Source organism: Streptomyces sp. JL2001, assembly GCF_050917515.1.
Classification (GTDB): Bacteria; Actinomycetota; Actinomycetes; order Streptomycetales; family Streptomycetaceae; genus Streptomyces.
In genome coordinates this window covers 1,369,922-1,390,318 of record NZ_CP169421.1, presented here as the reverse complement: position 1 = coordinate 1,390,318, position 20,397 = coordinate 1,369,922, and the positions used below count along the sequence as shown (strand labels likewise).

Here is a 20,397-nt window from a genome sequence, read left to right as displayed (position 1 = left end):
CCCGGGGGTATGAAAACGCCGGTCCCTCCCGCCGCGGGACCGGCTCAGTCCTCCAGGAAGAAGTCGTACTGCTCCGAGGCCTGCTCGTACTTCTCCAGCCGGGCCTGGGTGCGTTCGGGATCGGCGTCCGCCATCGCCTGGAGGATCGCCGCGGACAGCACCCCGGGCGCCGCGTACGAGTCGAAGACGAGCCGGGAGCCGGTGCCCGCCGTGAAGGCCACGTCGGCCTCGTGGGCCAGCGGTCCGAGCGCCAGGTCCGTGATCATGGCGACGCGCAGTCCGGTGCTGCGGGCCGCCCGCACGGCGGCCAGGGTCTCGTTGGCGTGCCGGGGCATCGCGAAGGCAAGCACCCAGGTGCCGCCCGCCTCGCGCGACTGGAGCAGCGCGTCGTAGGCGACGCTGCCGCCGCGGGTCACCACCCGGACGTCGGGGTGGATGCGCCGGGCCGCGTAGGCGAAGTACTCGGCGAGCGAGACCGAGATCCGCAGGCCGAGCACGGTGAGCGGGACGGACCGGGCCAGCTCGCCGCCGATCTCCAGGATCCGGTCGGCGTCCGCGAGGGTGCGGCGCAGTGACGCCAGGTTCTCGATCTCGTGGTCGACCGCCTCCTGGAGCTCGTTGCGGCGCTGCGCCTCCCGGCCCTCGGGCGCTCCGGCGACGGCGCTGAGCGCGATGGGCTGGAGGGCCTCGCGGAGCGCGGGGTACCCGCTGAATCCGAGGGAGGACGCGAAACGGGTCACGGACGGCTGGCTCACCCCCACCCGTTCCGCGAGCTCCGTGATCGACAGGAACGCGGCCTCGGTGAGGTGGTCGATCAGGAACTGGGCGATCCGCCGCTGCCCGGGGGAGAGGCGGTGGCCGCCGAAGAGCGCGCGGACCCGGTCGACGGGAGTCGCCTCCGCCGTCTCCGGGGAGCGTTTGCCGGGGGTGATCGCCGCGGCCTGTGCGCGCGCCTGCTGCCCTGATGGCACGGGGTGCCTCCCTGTTCGTCCCACTGCGGCCCAATCTAGTTCACCCGGGGTCGCCACCGGGTGCGGTCTGCGGGCGGAGGGGACGGCCGGACGGGCCGGGGAGGCCGGCGGCGCGCCCCGCCGGGGCTCCGGGCGACGGGTGTCGCCCGGAGCCCCGGCGGGAGGCCGCTCCGGTCAGCCGGCCGGGTAGGCCGTGACCGGGTAGTGGTCGCTCAGGTTCGTGTAGGTGTACCGGGTGCCCCAGCTGGACACCGTCCAGGGCGCGCTCTGCTCCTGGATCACGTTGTTCGTCCAGCCGGCGGGCCGGGCGTGGCCGGCGCGGTGGAGTACGTAGTCGAGGTCCTCGCGCGGGTCGTCGGGGTAGCGCTCCGAGGCGATCGAGTTCTGCGCGGTGTCGAAGGAGTACGGGTGCCCGGTGCGCGCGTCCGCGCCGGCGAGACCGGCGTCGGCGAGCATCGTGCCGTACTCCGGCGTCCGCGAGTCGACGTTGAAGTCCCCGGCGACCAGGACCTGCTCGCCCGCCGGGATGTTCTTGGCGTCCAGGAAGGCGTCCATGGCCTTGAACTGGCGGCCGCGCATCTGGGCCGCCTCGCCCGCCGAGCAGCCCGGGTCGGTGGACTGGGCGTGGGTGCCGACGACGTGGACCCGCGTGCCGCCGACGTCGAGGACCGTGTAGACGAACCCCTTGTTCGAGTACCAGTCGGCGCCGCAGGCGTCCTTGTAGACGTACTGCTCCTTGCGGACGATCGGCCACTTGCTGAGGATCGTCACGCCGCCGTCCTCCGGCGTCGTCGCGGAGTAGGAGCCGCCGGTGGCGTCCCAGCCGTTCTTGCTGCGGCCCATGACCGGGGTCTGGTACGGGTACTGGCCGGCGGCGTTCGCCTTGAGGGCGTCCGAGGACGCGTTGTCGAAGGCCTCCTGGAGCACGACGACGTCGTTGCCGCGGAAGAAGGAGGCGGCGGGGATCTCCTTGGCCCGGTGGTCCTGTCCCCAGTTCGGGTAGAGGGTCTTGCTGAAGAGGAAGGCGTTGTACGTGAGCACCTTCAGGCCCGGGGTCCCCTCGGCGGGGGCGGCCGAGGCGCCGGGCGCGGTCGCGGCCAGGGTGGCGGCGGCGAGCGCCAGTGAGAGAGCGGCGCCTGGAATACGGCGGAGCGCGACAAGCTGCACAGGAACTCCCAAGTGAGGGTGGGGGGTTGAACCGGCGCGCCACATCAAAGCAGCCGTAGTTACCTTTCGGTAGCCATTCGGTGCCGGGAATCTTGCGTGCTCCGCACAAGCGCGCCAACAGTCGACGGGGTGCGCGAATTGTCGGAATCCGGACCAGGTATCATGCGCGCATGACCCTCGCGCAGAATTCGACGATCTTCGACATGGACCTCGGTCCGCTCAACCCCGTGACGGCCGAGCTGATCCTCGGCCTCGTGGTGTTCGGCATCACCTTCCTCATCCTGGCCAAGGGGATCCTGCCGAAGATCAACCGCACCCTCGCCGAGCGCGAGGACGCCATCGCCGGCGGCACCGAGCGCGCCGACGACCTGCGTGCCGAGGCCACGCAGATCCGTGCGCAGTACGAGGCGGAGCTCGCCGAGGCCCGCCACGAGGCGGCCCGCATCCGCTCCCGCGCCACCGAGGAGGGTGCCGCCGCCATCGCCGCCGCGCGCGCCGAGGGCGTCCGCGAGCGCGAGGCCATCCTCGCCGAGGGTGCCGCCCGTATCGCCGCCGAGCGTTCCGCCGCCGAGCGCGAGCTCAACGCCGACGTCGACGCCTGGGCCCACGCCCTGGCCGGCCGCATCGTCGGCGAGCCGGTCGGCGCCGACCGCGCCTGACGCCCACCGCGAGGACGGGGCCGCCGCCCCGGGGTCACACCCCGGGCGGCGGCCCCGAGCCATGTGCGGCCTTTGCCCGAGACCTCCGGCCGGAGCAGGCTGGAAAGCATGAGGAGCGTGCCCGCGTGACCCGCCCGAAGGACCCCGCGCCGCCCCCGCCCGGCGGCGTGCTGTGGAGCATCGCCGGCGACGTCCGCGGACTGCTCATGCTCCCCGCGGCACTCACCCTGCAGGTCGCGCACCCCGCCGTCGGCGCCGGCGTCGACGAGCACTCCGTCTTCCGCACCGACCCCTGGGGCCGCGGCGAGCGCTCCCTGCGCTCGGTCCAGCTCTGGGTGTACGGGGGCGAGGCCGCGGCCGAGGAGGGCCGCCGGCTCCGGGAACTCCACAGGACCATCCGCGGCACCGACGCCCACGGCCGCCGGTACCACGCCCTCACCCCCGCGAACTACGCCTGGGTCCACGCCACCGGCTACCCCGTCTACCGGCACGGCCTGCGCTACCTCGCCCGCCCGCTCACCGAGGCCCAGGACCGGCGGCTCTACGCCGAGTGGCTCCAGGTCGGCCGGATCCTCGGCATCCACGACCGGGACATGCCGCAGACGATCGAGGAGTTCTGGCCCTACTGGCGCAAGATGCTCGCCGACGAGCTGGAGGCCACGGTCGTCGTCCGGGAACTGGTCGCCACCGACCAGCCCGTACCGCCGCCCGACCGCGGCCCGCTGCCCGTGCGGCTGCTCCTGGCGGCGCTGTGGCCGGTGCTCCTGCCGCCGCTCGCCCGCTTCCGCGCCTTCGTCACCGTCGGCCTGATGCCACCGGACGCCCGGGAGGCCCTGGGCCTGCCGTGGACCGACGCCCAGGAACGCCGGCTGCGCCGCTTCACCCGGGTCGTACGAACCGTGGTGCCCGTGCTCCCCGAACGGCTGCGCTACCTCCCGGCGGCCCGCGAGGCGCGCCGCCGGGCCCGGCTCACCGGAGCAGTCCGCCGCGCCCGATGACCTCCGCGTACCAGCGGGCGCTGTCCTTCGGCGTACGGCGCTGGCTCGCGAAGTCCACGTGGACGATCCCGAAGCGCTTGCCGTACCCGTACGCCCACTCGAAGTTGTCCAGCAGCGACCACAGGAAGTAGCCGCGCACGTCCGCGCCGTCGGCGATCGCCCGGTGCACAGCCTCCAGGTGGGCGTCCAGGTACTCCACCCGCTCGGGGTCGTGGACCGCGCCCTCCGGGTCGGCGTAGTCGTCGTAGGCGGCGCCGTTCTCGGTGATCAGCAACGGCACCCCGGGCAGCTCGTCCCGCAGCCGGACCAGCAGCTCGTGCAGACCGCTCGCGTCGACCGGCCAGTCCATCGCCGTCCGGGGGCCCGGCGCGGGCAGGAAACGCACCCGCTCCGGCGCGCCCGGCCACGGCGAGGGTGACTCCGACGTGCCGGCGGCGACGACGGCCGGGGAGTAGTAGTTGATGCCGAGCGAGTCGATCGGGGTGGAGATCGCCGCCAGGTCGCCGTCGCGCACGAAGGACCAGTCCGTGAGGTGCGCCGTGTCCGCCACCAGGTCGGCGGGCAGCCGGCCGTGGAAGACCGGGTCCAGGAAGATCCGGTTGCCCACGGCGTCGATCCGCCGCGCCGCGTCCACGTCCTCCGGGGCGTCCGTGAGCGGCCGGGCCACGTGCAGGTTCAGGGTCAGCGACAGCTCCGCCGTGGCCGGCAGGGTGTCCCGCAGGACCCGGGCCGCCAGACCGTGCGCCAGGTTGAGGTGGTGCGCGGCGCGCAGCGCGGCCCGGTCGTCGGTGCGGCCCGGGGCGTGCACACCGGAGCCGTACCCCAGAAAGGCGGCGCACCAGGGCTCGTTGAGCGTCGTCCAGGTGTCGATCCGGTCGCCGAGCGCCTCGGCGGCGAGCCCGGCGTACTCGGCGAACCGCTCGGCCGTCGCCCGCTCCGGCCAGCCTCCCGCGTCCTCCAGCTCCTGCGGCAGGTCCCAGTGGTACAGGGTGACGACCGGCCGGATCCCGGCCTCCAGCAGCTCGTCGGCGAGGGCGCGGTAGAAGTCCAGGCCCTTCTGGACGGCCGGCCCCCGCCCCGTCGGCTGGATCCGCGGCCAGGCCAGCGAGAAGCGGTAGTCGGTCAGACCCACCGCCTTCATCAGCGCGACGTCCTCGCGCACCCGGTGGTAGTGGTCGGCCGCGATGTCCCCGGTGTCGCCGTTGCGGACCTTGCCCGGCAGCCGGCTGAAGGTGTCCCAGATGGAGGGGGTACGGCCGTCCTCGGCCGCCGCGCCCTCGATCTGGTATGCGGCGGTGGCCGAGCCCCAGCGGAAACCGGCAGGGAAGAGAGCGTTCATGAGGAAGGAACTCCCGTGAGGAGAAAGGAGGGAACGGGGGGTCAGCCCTTGACGGCGCCCTGCATGATGCCGCCGACGATCTGCCGGCCGAGCAGGCCGAAGACGAGCAGCACGGGGAGCGTGCCGAGCAGGGTGCCCGCCATGATCACGGACTGGTCGTGGACGTAGCCGCCGCCGAGCTGGCGGAGCGCGACCTGCACGGTCGGCTCCTGCGAGGACAGGGCGACGACGGGCCAGAAGAAGTCGTTCCAGGCCGCCATGAAGGTGAGCAGACCGAGCACGGCCATCCCCGGCCGTGCGATGGGCACCACGATCGACCAGAAGATCCGGGCGGAGGACGCCCCGTCCACCCGGGCCGCCTCGATCAGTTCGTCGGGCAGCGCCTGCACCAGGAACTGGCGCATGAAGAAGACGCCGAAGGCCGACACGAGACCCGGCAGGATCACGGACTGCAGCTGGTTCACCCAGCCCAGCTCGGCGATCAGCATGAAGAGCGGGATCACGCCGAGCTGCGGCGGGATCATCATCGTGCCGACCGTGAGCGCGAGCAGCGCGCCCCGGCCGCGGAAGCGGAGTTTGGCGAACGCGAAGCCGGCCAGGGTGCAGCACAGCACCGTCCCCACGGTGATGGAGCCCGAGACGATCAGCGAGTTGAGGAGCGCCTTCCCGATGTCCGCCTCCTCCAGCACCGCCTCGAAGTTGCGGAACAGGTTCGGCCCCGGCAGCAGCGTGGGCGGGACCTGGGCCAGCTCCGCGTTCGACCGGCTGGCGGCGACGATCGTCCAGTAGAAGGGGAAGGCGGAGACGAGGACGGCCAGGACCAGGATCGCGTACGTGATCCTTCCGCCGTGGCCCGTACGGGCGGCGCGCGCGGTCTTCACCGGGCCCCCTTGCGTGAACGTCGGCGCACGATCAGGGCGTTGACCCCGACCAGCAGCAGGATGAGCAGGAACATCAGCCAGGCGATCGCGGCGGCCCGGCCCAGATGGAAGAAGCCCCAGCCCTGCTCGTACAGGTAGAGCCCGAGGGTCTGGTACTGGTGCGAGATGCCGCCCGAGACCGATCCCTCGAAGAGCAGCGGCTCGCCGAACAGCTGGGTCGCGCCGATCGTCGAGACGACGGTGGTGAACACGATCGTCGGGCGCAGCCCGGGCAGCGTGACGTGGAAGAACTGGCGCAGCCGGGAGGCACCGTCCATCTCGGCGGCCTCGTAGAGCTCGCCGGGGATGGACTGCATGCCCGCGAGGTAGATCAGCGCGTTGTAGCCGGTCCAGCGCCAGACGACGATCGAGGAGACGGCGACCTGCGAGGCGAACGTGTCGTTCTGCCAGTCGACCGGGTCCATGCCGACCAGCGAGAGGGCGTAGTTGACCAGACCGAAGTCCCGCCCGAAGAGCTGCGCGAAGACCAGCGTCGCGGCGGCCACGGAGGTGGCGTACGGCAGCAGCATCGCCGTGCGGAAGAAGGTGCGGCCGCGCAGCTTGTAGTGCAGCAGGTGGGCCAGACCGAGGGCCATGGCGAGCTGCGGGACGGTGGACAGCACCCCGATGGTGAAGGTGTTGCGCAGCGCGGTCCAGAAGAACTCGTCGGTCAGCAGCGCCGTGTAGTTGCCGAACCCGCGCCACTCCATGTCACCGGGCGTCTGGAGCTCGACCCGGTAGAGCGAGACGAAGGCCGTGTACAGCAGCGGGAACAGGCCGAAGGCGGCGAACAGCGTGAAGAACGGAGCGACGTAGACGTACGGGGCGAGGTCGGCCCATCGGCGGCGGGCCGGGCGGCCGGTGGTCCGGGGCGGCGACGGCGGGACGGGCGCCGTCGTCGCCCCGGAGGCGGTGAGGGTCACGGTGCGGCCCTTCGATCGATCGGGGGAGGAGGGGTGGGTCGGGCGGTGCGGGGCCGGGACGGAGAGGGACGGACCGGATTCCGCCGTCCCGGCCTCCGGCCGCGGTCAGCCGATCGCGTTGTCCACGCCCTTCTGGGCGTTCGACCACGCCTTCTCGGGGCTGACGCCCTTGCGCTCCACCTCGCTCAGCGCGTTGGTGATCTGGTCGGCGACGTTCTTGTCGTGGACGCCGAGCACCTGCACCGGGGCGGCCTTCGCGGCGTCGCCGAAGATCTGGCCGATGGGCGCGCCCGAGAAGTAGGGGTCCGTCGCCGTCGAGACCTCGGCGATGGCGCCGGTGGAGGACGGGAAGTTGCCCTGCTTCTTGAAGAGCGCGGCCTGCTGGGCGGGGGCGGTGAGCCACTGGATCAGCTCGTACGCCTCCTTCTTGTGCTTCGCCGCGCGCGGGACGGCCAGGAAGGAGCCGCCCCAGTTGCCAGCGCCACCGGGCAGCGCGGCGATGTCCCACTTGCCCTTGCCGGCGTCACCGGCCTGGCCCTTGATGTAGCCGAGCATCCACGCGGGGCAGGGCAGCGTGGCGAACGAACCGGCGGAAAACGCCTGGTTCCACTGCGGCGACCACTGGTCGAGCTTGGCGCTGAGGCCGTCCTTCGCCGCTCCGGTCGCGGTCTCCCAGGCCGTCTTGACGGCCGGGTTGTCCGCGTAGATCAGCTTGCCGGAGGCGTCGTAGTACCGCTCCTTCTCCTGCCCCACCATGACGGTGTAGAGGCTGCCTACGCTGTCCAGCCAGGCGCTCTTCGCCGGAGCCTTGGCCCGGTACTGCTTGCCGAGCGCCAGGTAGCCCTCCCACGTGGACCACTTCTGCGCCAGCTCCGCGCGGTCGGTCGGCAGACCGGCCTGCTTGAACAGGTCGCTGCGGTAGCACATGGCCTCGGGGCCGACGTCGGTGCCCAGACCGAGGACCTTGCCGTCCTTGGTGGTCGCCGCGGACCAGGTGGCACCGGCGAACTCGCCCTGGAGCTTGTCGGCGCCGTACTTCTTCAGGTCCTCGAACTTGTCGGCCTGCTGCTGGGTGACGGAGGCGATCCGGCCCACCTCGATGCCCTGGACGTCGGCGAGTCCGCCGCCGCCGGCCAGCCGGGTCTGCAGCGACTTCCAGTAGTCCTGCTCGTCCTCGGTGTCGGTCTGCTTGATGGTGACGCCGGGGTGCGCCTTCTCGTACGCGGCGTAGAGTCCGGCCTCCTTGTAGCCGAACGAGCCGAACAGGTCGACGGTGATCGTCACCTTGCCGCCCGCGTCGTCGGAGGCGCTGTCGGATCCCCCGGATCCGCAGGCGGCGAGGAGCGCCCCGGTGAGGACGACCGCACCGAGTCGGACTGCGGCCCTGCTGGCGGCTTGGGCAGTGGGCATGAGAAGCCTCCCTTGGCTTCGGGGTCCGTCGAGAGCGCCCGGAGAGCGTTCTGAGAGCGCTCTCAGGAATGCGTCAGGAGCGTGCCTCCCCGGTGTGGTTCCCGTCAAGAGTCGAACGCGTAACAGCTCGATGTACCCGGGCGGTTCGGCCCGGGATTCACCCTTCTTACGCGGAGGCGCGGCTCCTGGACGACGGTACGGAGGAGCGGTTCCCGTCCGGACGAGCGGATCCCGCGCGGTGCGGGTGCGGCTCCTACGCGGAGGCGCGGCGGATCAGCTCGGTCGGCGTGATCACCGGAGCGGCCGCCTCGCCGTCGAGCGTGCGCATGAGGAGCCGGACCATCAGCCGGCCCATGCCCTCGATGTCCTGGTGCACCGTCGTGAGGGCCGGATCGGTCCCCTCGACCACCGAGAGCATGTCGTCGAAACCGACCAGCGCCACGTCCTCGGGCACCCGCCGGCCCTGTTCGCGCAGGACCCGCAGCGCGCCCGCGGCCATCAGGTCGTTGGCGGCGAACACCGCGTCCAGGTCGGGCCGGCGCAGCAGCAGCGTGGCCATCGCCCGTGCGCCGCTCTCCTCGGTGAAGGCCCCGTCGGCCACCAGGGCCGGGTCGCCGTCGGGCAGTTCGTCCCGGTAGCCGTCGAGCCGGTCCATGGCCGAGGTCTGGTCGAGGGGACCGGTGATGTGGGCGATGCGGCGGCGGCCCAGCGAGCGGAGGTGCTCCACCGCGCTGCGCGCGCCGCCGCGGTTGTCGCAGTCCACGTACGCGACCGCCGGCTCGTCGGCCGGACCGGTCCACCCCGGCCGCCCGCCGTACACCGTCGGGACCTGGGCGCGCCGCACGATCGCGGGCAGGTCGTCGTCGTTGTGCAGGGAGAAGGCGAGCGCCCCGTCGACGTGGCCGCCGCCCAGATAACGCGCGATCCGGTCGTGGTCGCCCGGTCCCTCGACCCAGAGGAGCACCAACTGGGCGTCGTACGCCGTGAGTTCCCGGCTGATGCCGCGCACCTGCTGCTCGAAGAAGGGGTCCGAGAAGATCCGGAACTCGGGCTCGGCGATGATCACGGCCACGGCCCCGTTGCGCCGGGTCACCAGGCTGCGGGCGGCGTGGTTGGGGATGTAGCCGAGCTCCTCGACGGCCTTGCGGACCTTCTCCACGAGCGGCGCGCGGACCCCCGCCCCGCCGTTGACGACGCGGGAGACCGTCGCCCGGGAGACTCCGGCGCGCGCGGCGACGGCTTCCAGGGTGGGGCGCGTCCCGGACGTCGATTCGCTCACGGTGGCTCCTCACGGGCACAAGGCAGGACGGTGCTGACAGGGATGAGGGTAACGGGTGACCGGGGCGCGCAGGGCACCCGGCGAAAGCGCTCTCAAGGAGCGGGGCGCGCCGCTCCGCACCGGTGGCCCCATCGATGCTCCGCCTGCTGGTGGGATGGCTGGTTCCGCCGTGGTGGCGACGGGGCAGGGGGCTTGCCCGTGCGGGTCCTGGCTCTTGGGCTGCTGGGTCCCCGTTTGCTTCTGGTGGTTGGCCGCCCTCTCTCCGAGTGTGGCGGGTTACGGCGCCGCATCAAGGGCGCTCCTTCGTCGCGTCGCTGCGCGATGGCCTTCGGCCACCCTTGACCCGTCGCCTCCACCCGCCTTTTCACACTCGGAGGGCGGCCCGGGGGGATGGGCCCAGGCGGGGGGCCGGTGCCTCTCGGGCGCCGTCGGCGGCCGTCGGGCCCGGGGGTGGTTCAGCGCGGCCATTGAATGGGGCGGTCGGGCATGGCTTAGCGGGTGCTGCTCGATTCCTGGCTGGGATTCATGCCCCGCTGGTCATTCTCCGGTGGTGGGTGAAGCCGAATCCAAGAGCCCTTGGGATGGTTGCCGACCCGGGCGGGCCTCCTCCACCCGGCCCGGTATATCTCGGCAGGCGGAGTCATCCCGAATGACGCTAGCGCGTACATTACGCGCGGTAACCGGGCGGGATATGGGACTTCACGGGGCGTATCGGACTCTCGGGAGGCTTAATGTACGTCGTAACGTCATTGAGTGGCCGATCCCGGATTGCCGATGGGACTGCTGGGGCGGATGGGATCCGCGCGACCCGCCGCCCCACGCGACCCGCGCCCCCTGACCCGAGCCGGCGATGACGGCTCCGGATTCGGCTTCACCCACCACCGGAGAATGACCAGCGGGGCATGAATCCCCGCCAAGACACGACGGATTGCCGCTAAGCAAGGCCCAGCCGCCCCATTCAATGGCCGCGCTGAACCACCCCGAAAGCCTTCGGCCGCCTACGGCGCCCCAGAGGCACCGGGCCCCGGAGCGGATGCCCCTCCCCGGGCCGCCCTCCGAGTGTGAGAAGGCAGCCGGGGCCGGGCGGTCAAGGGTGGCCGAAGGCCATCGCGCACCGACGCGACGAAGGAGCGCCCTTGAGGGCACGGACCCGGCTGCCACTCTCGGAGAGAGGGCGGCCAACCACCAGAAGCCGGCAAGAGCCCAGGGACCCGCACCCGACAAGCCGCCCAGCGCCAAGCCCGCACCCTCCGCCCCCCTCAGCCCCCCAAGACGTCCACGTCCGGCAGATCCCGGTGGCGGTGGTGGGCCGCGGCGATGTCCGCGAGCGCGGGGCGGTCGAGCTCCCGGTAGGCGACGGCGAGGAGTTCGCGGGCGTACTCCTCGCGCTCCGGCACGCCGTACGAGGCCCAGTGCAGGTCCCGGCCGAGCACCAGGGCCTCCGCAGGGTCACCGGCCGCGGCCCGGCGCAGCGCCTCCGCGTGCGCGGCCCGCAGGGCCGCCGGATCCTCGAACAGCTCGTCCATGAACGTCTCGAACCGGTGGGGGTCGGCCGCCGGATGCGGTGGACGGCCGGGCGCCGTCTCCCCGGACACCAGAGCGCCCGCCTCGTCCAGGGTCGTCACCCGCGCGGTGTCCACGGACGGCCGGCGGTACTCGTACGCCTGGGCGTAGGCGAGCCCCGTCTCGGTGCGCTCCCCGGTCTCGTGCCGGGTCAGCGCGGTGCGCAGTCCCGCCAGCGCCGCGAGCCGTGCCTCCTCCTCCGGGTCGCCGTCCGCCGCGTAGTCCGCGAGGTCCCGGTGCGCGCCCTCGATACGGGACCGCACCGCCTCCAGGGGCGTGGCGTGCCGCCGCTCGATGCCGCCGCCGTCGTGCGTCCAGTACGAGGCGACGCCGGCGCAGCCGCGGCCGTCGTCCGACCAGAGGCCGAAGTGGAGGCCGTCGGACCCGCCGTGCAGGAAGGTGAGGAACTCCGGCGGATCCCGGTAGTACCGCCCGTGCGCGCGGATGTCGACACCCTCACGCGGCCGGGCGCCGGGGTCCCTGAACAGGTCGCTCACTCCGCACGGAGTGACGTCCAGGTCCCGGAGGGCCTGCCGCTCCGTGTCGTCGAGGCCGTCGAGGAAGTCCAGGAAGAGAAGGAAGGAGTCCGGCAGTTCGAGCCCCCACTCCGCCTGGACCCGCCGCACGGCGGCCTCCCGTACGTCCGGATCGCCGTATCGCTCCCGGGTCATCACACCACCGTCCTCGTTGATCTCGCGTCCGGTGGAGACCTTAGGTCCTGTCCGGACCGCGAGCGCCCCGCCCCCGCCCCACGAGGGGCGACGGCGGGGCGCGCGGTGATCCGGACTTCGGAGTGACGCGGCTAGCGTCCCGCGTGCTCCTCGTGCGCGTGGATCGTGTTGGTCTCCGCGATCTTCTTCCACGACCGGGGCTGCACCGGCTTCGGTGCCGCCGCGGCGGACCGCCCGCTCGTCCGCGCGTCCGCGTCGGCGCCCGCGGTCTGCCGCGTCGCCCCGGCGCCGGTCGCGGCCGGGGCGGCCGGCTTCACCGGCTGGTACAGCCAGGTGTCGAAGAGTGCCGCGAGCGGCTTGCCCGAGATCCGCTCCGCATACGCCACGAAGTCCGCGACCTCCGCGTTGCCGTAGGCGAACTCCGTCGGCCAGCCCTTGAGCACGGCGAAGAAGTCCTCGTCACCGATCTCGTTGCGCAGCGCCTGCAGTGCCAGCGCCCCCCGGTCGTAGACGGCGATGTGGAACTGGTTGTCCGGGCCCGGATCGCCGGGCTTGACCGTCCAGAAGGGGTCCTCGGCGGACCGGGTCGCGTAGACGTAGTCCGCCAGCTCCTGGGCGGTGCCCTCGCCCTCCTTCTCCGACCACAGCCACTGGCTGTACCGGGCGAAGCCCTCGTTGACCCAGATGTCCTTCCAGTTGTCGACCGAGACGCTGTCGCCGTACCACTGGTGGGCCAGCTCGTGCACGACCACGGACACGTTCGAGCCGTTCGCGAACTGCCGCGGGCTGTAGAAGGGCCGGGTCTGGGTCTCCAGCGCGTAGCCGCTCGTCACGTTCGGCACGTAGCCGCCGAGCGCGTTGAAGGGGTACGGCCCGAAGACCCCTTCCAGCCACTCCGCGACCTCGGCCGTCCGCTCGACGCTGGCCCGCGCCGCACCCGCGTTGTCGCCGAGGTCCCGGCTGTAGGCGTTGAGCACGGGCAGTCCGCCCGCCGTCCTGTCGGTCGTGATGTCGAACTTGCCGACGGCGAGAGTGGCCAGATACGTCGCCTGCGGCTTGTTGGACCGCCAGTTGTACCGGGTCCAGCCGAGCTTGGAGGACTGCGACTGCAGCACGCCGTTGCTGATGGCCTGCGTGCCGTCCGGCACCGCGACCGAGACGTCGAAGGTGGCCTTGTCCAGGGGGTGGTCGTTGGAGGGGAACCACCAGGCCGCCGAGTCGGGCTCCTGGGCGGCGACACCGCCGTCGGGCGTGCGGTGCCAGGCGGTCCAGCCGCCGATCTTCACCTCGGAGGGCTTGCCCGCGTAGCGCACGACGACCGAGATCGTCCGGTTCTTCTCCAGAGGCGCGGCAGGAGTGATCTCCAGCTCCTGCTCGCCGGAGGTGGTGAACGCCGCCTTCTTCCCGTTCACCCGCACCTCGCTGACCTTCAGTCCGAGGTCGAGGTTGAAGCGGGAGAGGTTCTGCCGGGTGGTGGCGAGGATGGTCGCCGTGCCCTCCAGGACGTCCGTGGCGGGCTGGTAGGTCAGGCGCAGGTCGTAGTGGGAGACGTCGTAGCCCCCGTTCCCACTGGCCGGGTAGTAGGAGTCGCCGATGCCCGGGGCGCCCGGAACGTAGTCGGCCGCGGATGCCGGGATCGCCAGCAGCAGCGAGGCCGCGAGGGCACTCGGAACGATGATTCTGCGGTGCACAGGAGCTCCAAACGTGACGAAGCGTAAGACGCGCGGGTGGTCGTCGGTCCTTAGCGACAGTAATCAGACCCCCGACGCGCCGTCCTGTCCACGGGACCTCCCGTCACACGATCGCCATTCGGCCGACATGAACCCTCCTGTCCTCGACTGCACTCTTTTGCTCAGGAGTTGACCGGGGTACGTTCCGCCCCATGCCGATACGTGTGCGGAGACCCCGTCGGAACCGTTCGTCGCGCAGAACCCTGGTCGTGGCCACCGCGGCCGCCCTGATGACCTTGCTCGTCCCGGCCGCCGGCGCCCGTGCGGGCACCCCCGCACGGGAGTCGCAGCCCGTGTACTCCTACGGCGACGCCATCCGCGAGTCGGTGTGGGTCGACACCGGACTCGACGGCGACGGGGACGGCCGGGCGGACCGGGTCGCCGTCGACATCGTCCGCCCCCGGGAGACCGCCGCGGCCGGCCGGCGGATCCCGGTCGTGATGGACGCCAGCCCGTACTACTCCTGCTGCGGACGCGGCAACGAAGGCCAGAAGAAGACCTACGACGCCGACGGGAACCCCGTCCAGTTCCCGCTCTTCTACGACAACTGGTTCGTCCCGCGCGGCTACGCCTTCGTCGCCGTCGACCTCGCCGGCACCAACCGCTCCGACGGCTGCGACGACGTCGGCGGCCGCTCCGACATCCAGTCCGCCAAGGCGGTCGTCGACTGGCTGAACGGCCGTGCCCGCGGCTACACCACCCGCACCGGCGAAACCCGTTCCCGCGCCACCGCCTGGTCCACCGGCAAGGTCGGGATGATCGGCAAGAGCTGGGACGGCACCATCGCCAACGGGGTCGCCGCCACCGGCGTCGAGGGCCTGGAGACGATCGTCCCGATCGGCGCGATCTCCTCCTGGTACGACTACTTCCACTCCCAGGGCGCCCCGCTCTACGACGCCAACCCCAGCTGGCTCTCGGACTACGTGGGCAGCGCCGAGGCCAAGGGCCGCTGCGCGGCCGTCCAGGAGCGCATCACCGCCGGGACGCCGTACAGCGGCGACCGGACCCCCGCGTGGAGCGAACGCGACTACGTCCCGGACGCGTCGAAGGTGCGGGCCAGCGTCTTCGTCGTGCACGGGCAGCAGGACCTCAACGTCCGGGCCAACCAGTTCGGCCAGTGGTGGGACGCCCTCGCCGCCCACGGCGTGGAGCGCAAGATCTGGCTCTCGCAGACCGGCCACGTCGACCCCTTCGACTTCCGGCGCGCCGACTGGGTGCGCACCCTGCACCGCTGGTTCGACCACTACCTCCTCGGCTACGACAACGGCATCGACCGTGAGCCGATGGCCGACATCGAGCGCGCCCCGGACCGCTGGAGCACCGACCGCGTCTGGCCGCCGCGCGCCACCGCGACCACCACCCTGCGCCCCGGTCCCGGCGCCGCACCCGGTGTCGGCACCCTCGGCCGCACCCCGGCCGCGCCGGGCAGCACGGCGACCTTCACCGACGACCCGGGCCTCGGCGAGACCGACTGGGCCGCGCGGATCGACACCCCCACCCCGTCCAAGGCCGGGTTCGTCACCCGCCCGCTCACCCGCGACCTCCGGCTGTCCGGCTCGTCGAGGGTCACCGTCACCGCCACCCCGACGACGGGGACCGCGCATCTGACGGCCGTCCTCGTCGACCTCGGCCCCGACACGATCCGGGACTACGCGGCGGCCGGCGAGGGCATCACCACGCTTGCCGAGCGCAGCTGCTGGGGCGCGAGCACGAGCGGGGACAGCGCCTGCTTCAAGGAGACCCGGGCGCGGACGGCGGACGTCGCCCACACCGTCGTCAGCCGCGGCTGGGCCGACCTCGGCACCTGGGCGGACCCCGGCGAGGGCCGCCCGCTGACCCCGGGACGGGCGTACACGATCACCCTGGAGCTGGCCTCGGCCGACCACGTCGTCCCCGCCGGGCACCGGCTCGCGCTGATCGTCGGCGGCACCGACAAGGACCTGCTCGACCCGCCCTCCACCAGGCCGACGCTCACCCTCGACCTCGCCCGGACCACGGCGAGGCTGCCGCTGGTCGGCGGCGCCGGGGCCTTCGCCCGGGCCACGGCCGGCGCCGCCGCCCCCGTGTGGCCGGTGCGGGGTGAAGCCCCGTCGGCCGGTCCGGCCGCCCCGCCCCGCGCGGGCCACCCGATCCCCGGAGGCGCCGCACGATGAACGGCCGGACCCGTCGCAGCATCGGCCTCGCCGTGACCGCCGCCGCGGTCGGTCTGCCCCTCGTCACCGTTCCCGCCGAGGCCGCCGGCGGAGCGGCCGCCGCCCCGCCGCCCCGGACCGGCTTCGAGGCGAGCCGCGGCGGGACCTGGACGACCGAGGCGGAGGAGCGGGACTTCCTTGCCGCCGTCGACCGGGGCAGCGACCGGGTCTCGGTGCGCACGATCGGCACGACGAGACAGGGCCGGCCATTGCGGCTCGCCACGGTCGGCGCGCACCGTACCGGCCTGACCGTGCTCCTGGTCTGCAGCCAGCACGGTGACGAGCCGTCGGGCCGGGAGGCGTGCCTGACCACGGTGCGCGACCTGGCCTACGCGAAGGACCCGGCGACCCTCCGCTTCCTCGCCCGCACCACCGTCCTCGTCGTGCCCACGGCGAACCCGGACGGCCGGGAGGCCGACACGCGGGGCAACACCGACGGGATCGACGTCAACCGCGACCACCTCGCGCTGCGGTCGGCCGAGGGACGGGCGCTGGCGGCCGTGATCCGCGACCGCCGCCCGGAGGTGATCCACGACCTCCACGAGTACGGCGCCACCTCCCCGTACTACGACCGGGACCTGCTCGCGCTCTGGCCGCGCAACCTCAACACCGACGCCCGGGTCCACGGCGAGGCCCGCACGCTCGCGGAGTCGTACGTCCGGCCCGCCGCCGAGATCGCCGGCTTCGGCACCGGCGTCTACGGGATCTGGACGGACCCCCTCACCGGGCAGCCGATCCGGCAGGTCGCGGGCGACGGGCAGGAACGGATCCTGCGGAACACGGCCGGCGTCAAGCACTCCGTCGGCCTGCTCGTCGAGACCCGGGTCGACGCGCTGACGGACGCCGAGAAGGACGACGAGGCGCTCAACCGGCGGCGCCGGGTCGCCTCCCAACTCGCGGCGCTGAAGGGTTCCTTCGCGTACACGGACGAACGGCGCGGGCCGATCGGGGCGGCCGCCGCGACGGCCCGGCACACCGGCTTCGCCGACCGCGGCCCGGTCCTCCTCGGCGGTGCCGACAACGACCCCGCCGAGCCGGCCGAGGTGCTCCCGGACCCGCCCTGCGGCTACCGCCTCGACGGGGCCCAGTACGCCCGGTTCGGCGACGAGTTGGCCCTGCACGGGATCGTCGTGCGCCGGGACGGGGACGGCTGGTTCGTTCCGTTGCGGCAGTCGCAGCGGGCCCTGGTCCCGTTGCTGCTGGACGGACGGGCCGCCTTCCGTCTCACCACCGGTCAGGCGGTGGAGGCCTGTTGATCCGCTGACTTCGGCGTCACCTGTGGTACTGCATTACCGGGGGATCCTTTTCGCCCCGTAATGCCGTGAAAGGTGCCACCTGTGTCGCAGGACAAGCAGAGACCGGACGGTCGCGGAGAAGGGGCCGACGGGGACGGCCCGGGAGGCCCGGGGCCCGGGGGGTTCCGCCAGGGCGATCCGGCGCGGGGAGGCCGGGACGGCCGGGACGGGCGCGCGGTGACGGCGGACCTCCCCGGCCTGCCCGCGCACCACCACCGTGCCCGTACCGACCGGATCGTGTTCGGCGTCAGCGCCGTGCTGACCGTGGCGTTCGTCCTGTGGGGCGCCCTCGCCACGGACAGCCTGGAGAGCGTCAGCAGCTCGCTGCTGGACGGGTTGATCCGCAACGGCGGCTGGGCGTTCATGCTGGCCGCCTCCGGCTTCGTCGTGTTCGCGCTGTGGCTGGCCATCAGCCGCTACGGCCGGATCACCCTGGGCCAGGAGGACGAGGGCCCGGAGTTCCGCACGGTGTCCTGGATCGCCATGATGTTCAGCGCCGGCATGGGCATCGGCCTGATGTTCTACGGCGTGAGCGAGCCGCTGGCCCACTACGGAACCCCGCCGCCCGGGACCCATCCGCTCGACTCGGCCGAGCGGATGGAGACCGCGATGGCCACCACCCTCTTCCACTGGACCCTCCATCCCTGGGCGATCTACGCCGTCGTGGGCCTCGCCATCGCGTACTCCACCTTCCGCAGACGGCGCCGCCAGACCGTCAGCGCGGTCTTCGTCCCGCTGCTGGGGGAGCGGCTGGCCTACGGGGGGCTGGGCCGGTTCATCGACATCCTGGCCATCTTCGCCACGCTGTTCGGCTCGGCGGCCTCGCTGGGCCTCGGCGCGCTCCAGATCGGCAGCGGATTCGAGGAGCTCGGGTGGATGGAGAAGACGGGGACCGCTCTGCTCGTCGGCATCATCGCCGTCCTGACCGTCGCCTTCGTCCTGTCGGCCGTCTCCGGTGTGGAGAAGGGCATCCAGTGGCTCTCCAACATCAACATGGTGCTGGCCCTGCTGCTGGCCGTCTTCGTCTTCGTCGCCGGCCCGACCATCATCGTGCTGGACCTGCTGCCCACCTCGATCGCCGCCTACATCGGCGACCTGCCGCAGCTGGCCGGCCGCACCGAGGCGACCAGCGGCGAGATGATCCACGACTGGCTGGGAAGCTGGACCGTCTTCTACTGGGCCTGGTGGATCTCCTGGACGCCCTTCGTCGGCATGTTCATCGCCCGGATCAGCCGGGGGCGGACGATCCGTCAGTTCGTGGGCGGCGTGATCCTGGTGCCCAGCACGGTCAGCCTCGTCTGGTTCGCGATCTTCGGCGGGACCGCGATGAAGCTGAGCGAGCAGGGCGACCTGCCCGACGAGAGCACGCCCGAGGGCCAGCTCTTCGGCGTCCTCCAGGAATTCCCGCTCACCGGGGTGATGAGCCTGCTCGTGATGATCCTCGTCGGCATCTTCTTCGTCTCGGGCGCGGACGCCGCCTCGATCGTCATGGGCACGCTCTCGCAGCGCGGCACCTTCGAACCGGCCCGGCTCGTCGTCGTGTTCTGGGGGGTGGTGACCGGAGCGGTGGCCGCCATCATGCTGCTCATCGGCGACGGTCAGGGCGACGCCCTGGCGGGCCTGCAGAACCTCACGATCCTGGCGGCGGCGCCGTTCGTCCTCGTGATGATCGGCATGTGCGTCGCTCTCATGCGGGATTTGCGGAGAGACCCGCTGATCGTGCGCGGCGAGGTCGGCGTGGAGGTCGTCGAACTCGCCGTCATCGCAGGTCACAAACAGTACGACGGAGACTTCGAACTGCGCATCGGGCCCGGTGCCGGTACCTCGGGCGAAGCGCCTTGATCGCGTTTGCTAAGGTTACCGACCGGTACTGACCATGCCTCGAACGGGCCTTCGTGGCCCGGAAGTTGGAGTGCTCCATGATGTATGCGACGCCTCTGCGCCGCACCCTGACGGCCCTCACCGCGACCACGCTGCTGGCCGGGGGCCTGCTGCTCGGTCAGACGGTGACGGCGCCGACCGCGACCGCGGCCGGCAAGAAGATCGTCTGCAACGTCGACAAGATGCGCAAGGACTCGCACGCCCTGCGCGTGAAGGCGGACAAGCTCCAGCACCTCGGCGCCACCGCCGAGGCCCGCAAGGCCCGTGGCCAGGCGGACGCGCTCGACCGCCAGATCCGCAGCTGCATCGACGCGGACAACAACCACAAGCCCTGGAACTGACGTTCCTCGGTCCTCCGGCCCGCCCCGCTCGCCGGGGCGGGCCGGAGGTGTGTCCGGGCGCCTCGATCCGGGGGTCCGGCGATCCGGATGCTCAGCCGCAGGCCAGGTCCGCCGCCCTGCGGGCGCAGCCCCAGGCGACCGTCACCCCGGCGCCACCGTGGCCGTAGTGGTGCACCAGGAGCGCGCCGTCCGGACGTCGTTCCGCCGTGATCCGGACCCCTCCCGACCGGGCGGGACGCAGCCCGACCCGGTGCCCCAGCACCCTGGCCTCCGCGATCTCGGGTCTGATCCGCGCGCACCGCTCGACGATCCGCGCCGCCGTGGCGGGATCCGCGTCGAGCCGCTCGTCCCCCTCCTGCGCCGTCCCGCCCAGAACCAGCCGCCCGGGCTGCGGGAAGAAGTAGGTCGTCTCGCTCGACTCCGCGTCCGCCGCCGTGAACCACTCGGTGATCCCGGGGTTCTCCACCAGCACCAACTGACCGCGCACCGGCAGCAGTCGCCCGTCCGGTACGAGCTCCCGCGCGCCGAGCCCCGTGCAGTCCACCACCACCGGGGCCTCGGCGGCCGCCTCCTCGAAGGCCGCCACCGAGCGTCGTTCCCACCGTCCGCCGGCCTCCTCCAGGCGCCTTCGCAGCCAGGCGAGATGCACGGGCATGTCGATCAGCGGGAGCCGGGCGGCCAGCCCCACCTCGTACGGCCCCGGCACCTGATCAGGCGTCAACTGCCGCAGTCCGGTGACCTCCTCGGCCCACGCCCCGAGTCCGTCGAGCACCGTGTCCGCGTGCACCCCGGCCACCAGCCGTACGCCCGTCGACTCCGGATCGGCCGCGAGCTCCTCGTAGACCCGCAGCGAGGCCAGCGCCCATGCGCCCGCGTCCGCGACCGGCTCGATCCGGTACGGCCACCACAGCGCCCCCGCCACGGCCGAGGTCGTCTCCCCAGCCGGATCCCGCGACCACACCCGCACCCGCTTACCGCGCTCCGCCAGCGTCACCGCCGTCGTCAGGCCCACGACCCCGCCGCCCACCACGATCACATCGCCGCTCATGCCCGGACGC

General features: G+C 72.5%; 16 protein-coding genes. 6 read left to right on the top strand and 10 right to left on the bottom strand.

The features are described 5' to 3' along the window. Positions 1-44: 44 nt before the first annotated feature. Together ACE1OA_RS06055 and sph are read right to left on the bottom strand one after the other, a co-directional pair. Positions 45-971: a MurR/RpiR family transcriptional regulator gene (locus tag ACE1OA_RS06055; RefSeq protein WP_356600416.1), complete on the bottom strand. Its 927-nt coding sequence runs from the start codon at positions 969-971 to the stop codon at positions 45-47. A 174-nt stretch (positions 972-1,145) separates the two neighbouring features. After that, positions 1,146-2,183, bottom strand: coding sequence for a sphingomyelin phosphodiesterase (gene sph, locus ACE1OA_RS06050; protein ID WP_432754036.1), 1,038 nt, complete (start codon positions 2,181-2,183; stop codon positions 1,146-1,148). A gap of 125 nt (positions 2,184-2,308) precedes the next feature. On the opposite strand from sph, the gene ACE1OA_RS06045 reads away from it, so the two are divergent. Then, the gene (locus tag ACE1OA_RS06045) at positions 2,309-2,797 is read left to right on the top strand and encodes a hypothetical protein (protein WP_356600412.1); all 489 of its coding nucleotides are present in this window, start codon (positions 2,309-2,311) and stop codon (positions 2,795-2,797) included. 125 nt (positions 2,798-2,922) lie between these two features. Then, complete coding sequence (locus ACE1OA_RS06040) at positions 2,923-3,795, top strand: oxygenase MpaB family protein (RefSeq protein WP_356600410.1); 873 nt, start codon at positions 2,923-2,925, stop codon at positions 3,793-3,795. On the opposite strand, the gene ACE1OA_RS06035 is transcribed toward ACE1OA_RS06040, so the two are convergent. From ACE1OA_RS06035 to ACE1OA_RS06005, 7 genes are all read right to left on the bottom strand, one after another. Then, a complete protein-coding gene (locus tag ACE1OA_RS06035; RefSeq protein WP_432752424.1) occupies positions 3,767-5,134 on the bottom strand; it encodes a GH1 family beta-glucosidase in 1,368 nt (455 codons plus the stop codon). The two genes, ACE1OA_RS06040 and ACE1OA_RS06035, sit on opposite strands and share 29 nt — an antisense overlap. A 41-nt stretch (positions 5,135-5,175) precedes the next feature. Then, positions 5,176-6,015, bottom strand: coding sequence for a carbohydrate ABC transporter permease (locus tag ACE1OA_RS06030; RefSeq protein ID WP_384866325.1), 840 nt, complete (start codon positions 6,013-6,015; stop codon positions 5,176-5,178). Then, positions 6,012-6,977, bottom strand: a complete 966-nt coding sequence (locus ACE1OA_RS06025) for a carbohydrate ABC transporter permease (protein ID WP_384866327.1) — start codon at positions 6,975-6,977, stop codon at positions 6,012-6,014. Before ACE1OA_RS06025 ends, ACE1OA_RS06030 begins: the two co-directional genes overlap by 4 nt. A gap of 105 nt (positions 6,978-7,082) precedes the next feature. Beyond that, positions 7,083-8,387, bottom strand: coding sequence for an ABC transporter substrate-binding protein (locus tag ACE1OA_RS06020; protein ID WP_432752423.1), 1,305 nt, complete (start codon positions 8,385-8,387; stop codon positions 7,083-7,085). Positions 8,388-8,640: 253 nt separating this feature from the next. Beyond that, a complete protein-coding gene (locus tag ACE1OA_RS06015; RefSeq protein ID WP_356776702.1) occupies positions 8,641-9,666 on the bottom strand; it encodes a LacI family DNA-binding transcriptional regulator in 1,026 nt (341 codons plus the stop codon). A 1,259-nt stretch (positions 9,667-10,925) separates the two neighbouring features. Further along, positions 10,926-11,900: a hypothetical protein gene (locus ACE1OA_RS06010; RefSeq protein ID WP_386546181.1), complete on the bottom strand. Its 975-nt coding sequence runs from the start codon at positions 11,898-11,900 to the stop codon at positions 10,926-10,928. Positions 11,901-12,031: 131 nt separating this feature from the next. Further along, the gene (locus tag ACE1OA_RS06005) at positions 12,032-13,591 is read right to left on the bottom strand and encodes a M1 family metallopeptidase (protein WP_432752422.1); all 1,560 of its coding nucleotides are present in this window, start codon (positions 13,589-13,591) and stop codon (positions 12,032-12,034) included. Between the two features lie 191 nt (positions 13,592-13,782). Between ACE1OA_RS06005 and ACE1OA_RS06000 the strand changes: the two genes are divergently transcribed. The 4 genes from ACE1OA_RS06000 (at position 13,783) to ACE1OA_RS05985 (ending at position 19,339) form a co-directional block, all read left to right on the top strand. Continuing rightward, positions 13,783-15,783, top strand: coding sequence for a Xaa-Pro dipeptidyl-peptidase (locus ACE1OA_RS06000; protein WP_432752421.1), 2,001 nt, complete (start codon positions 13,783-13,785; stop codon positions 15,781-15,783). Next, complete coding sequence (locus tag ACE1OA_RS05995) at positions 15,780-17,078, top strand: M14 family metallopeptidase (RefSeq protein WP_432752420.1); 1,299 nt, start codon at positions 15,780-15,782, stop codon at positions 17,076-17,078. Before ACE1OA_RS06000 ends, ACE1OA_RS05995 begins: the two co-directional genes overlap by 4 nt. A 216-nt stretch (positions 17,079-17,294) precedes the next feature. After that, the gene (locus tag ACE1OA_RS05990; RefSeq protein WP_356600396.1) at positions 17,295-18,959 is read left to right on the top strand and encodes a BCCT family transporter; all 1,665 of its coding nucleotides are present in this window, start codon (positions 17,295-17,297) and stop codon (positions 18,957-18,959) included. Positions 18,960-19,036: 77 nt separating this feature from the next. Further along, entirely contained in the window at positions 19,037-19,339 is a 303-nt protein-coding gene (locus ACE1OA_RS05985; RefSeq protein ID WP_356600393.1) for a hypothetical protein, read from the top strand. 91 nt (positions 19,340-19,430) lie between these two features. Here ACE1OA_RS05985 and ACE1OA_RS05980 read toward each other — a convergent pair whose 3' ends face one another. Further along, the gene (locus ACE1OA_RS05980; protein ID WP_432752419.1) at positions 19,431-20,387 is read right to left on the bottom strand and encodes an FAD-dependent oxidoreductase; all 957 of its coding nucleotides are present in this window, start codon (positions 20,385-20,387) and stop codon (positions 19,431-19,433) included. Positions 20,388-20,397 lie beyond the last annotated feature (10 nt).

Coding starts and splice junctions, on each gene's coding strand:
- sph (WP_432754036.1), bottom strand. CDS start 2,183: ATGTGGCGCGCCGGTTCAACCCCCCACCCTCACTTGGGAGTTCCTGTG.
- ACE1OA_RS06020 (WP_432752423.1), bottom strand. CDS start 8,387: ATGCCCACTGCCCAAGCCGCCAGCAGGGCCGCAGTCCGACTCGGTGCG.
- ACE1OA_RS05995 (WP_432752420.1), top strand. CDS start 15,780: ATGAACGGCCGGACCCGTCGCAGCATCGGCCTCGCCGTGACCGCCGCC.
- ACE1OA_RS06000 (WP_432752421.1), top strand. CDS start 13,783: ATGCCGATACGTGTGCGGAGACCCCGTCGGAACCGTTCGTCGCGCAGA.
- ACE1OA_RS05985 (WP_356600393.1), top strand. CDS start 19,037: ATGATGTATGCGACGCCTCTGCGCCGCACCCTGACGGCCCTCACCGCG.
- ACE1OA_RS06010 (WP_386546181.1), bottom strand. CDS start 11,900: ATGACCCGGGAGCGATACGGCGATCCGGACGTACGGGAGGCCGCCGTG.
- ACE1OA_RS06045 (WP_356600412.1), top strand. CDS start 2,309: ATGACCCTCGCGCAGAATTCGACGATCTTCGACATGGACCTCGGTCCG.
- ACE1OA_RS06035 (WP_432752424.1), bottom strand. CDS start 5,134: ATGAACGCTCTCTTCCCTGCCGGTTTCCGCTGGGGCTCGGCCACCGCC.
- ACE1OA_RS05980 (WP_432752419.1), bottom strand. CDS start 20,387: ATGAGCGGCGATGTGATCGTGGTGGGCGGCGGGGTCGTGGGCCTGACG.